General features: G+C 45.0%; 1 protein-coding gene. It reads left to right on the top strand.

Annotated features, from left to right (window positions below; genetic code table 11):
- A partial coding sequence (locus R7Q09_RS24700; RefSeq protein WP_318143766.1) for a PilZ domain-containing protein occupies window positions 1–892 on the top strand: 892 nt, incomplete at both ends.

The following is an 892-nucleotide window of genomic DNA, read 5'->3' as shown; positions in this document are numbered from 1 at the left end:
AATTTCTATTTTTGAGTTATCTGAGCAAGAGAAAGAAGATCTCGCACTATTCTCTCCAGAGTTAGCCGAAACCTCTCAGTCACTGACTCATATCGGCATTTTGCAAGAAATCGCTGACGAAAAGTCGGGGCAAGATTACCTATTAACAGAAAAGCCGCGTTTGCCAGCCAACACGTTAAATGCCTTTCGTCATCCTCGAAAAATCACTGGCAACCCCAAAGGTATCTATTTCGATGCTCAATCGCGCCGTAAAGAACCACGCTATCGATTCAAAACTCCACTTGAACTCAGTTCGGGTGAGTTAAAAGCAGCAGGTTCAACCGTTGATATTTCTAAGCGAGGCTTGGGGATTCGTTTAGATGAGCCAACGATGTTACGCTCGGGACAAGAAGTGCAAGTTAACTTTCGTGAGTTACAACTTTACGATAAAAAGCTGCCTCTCATGGCCGTTCCATATCGCGTTATTCGAGTCAGCCCTGACGGTTGCAGCGTACAATTGGTTATTGATGAAAACAGCAAAACGATCCGTGTGATCGCTTTCTTCAACAGCATCATTGAACACAACCAAGATAAGCTGATCCCACAAAAAGAGATGTTACCAAGCAACGCATTACTGGAAAGACTGCACAGCGTTTTGCTATCAAGGACGTTAAGCACACCTATCTTTATCAGCAAAAGTACAGCGTCGGCACTAAAAACTCCGGTGGTTGGGGTGAACCAGCCGCTACCAAAACACATTGAGTTATTTGCACGCTTGGGTCACGACCAAAAGTTCTCTTTAGAGCCAATTTTTAAAGGCCGCTCTAGCACGCTGATTGCTGAACCAATTAAGCGTGTCGACGGAGCACAAGCAAGACACCAAGACATCTACATTAGTGCAGCGAAAATCGGC

The organism is Vibrio sp. 2130-1, from assembly GCF_033339515.1.
The sequence above is the reverse complement of the archived record's forward strand: the minus strand, read 5'-3'. Positions and strand labels throughout refer to the sequence as shown.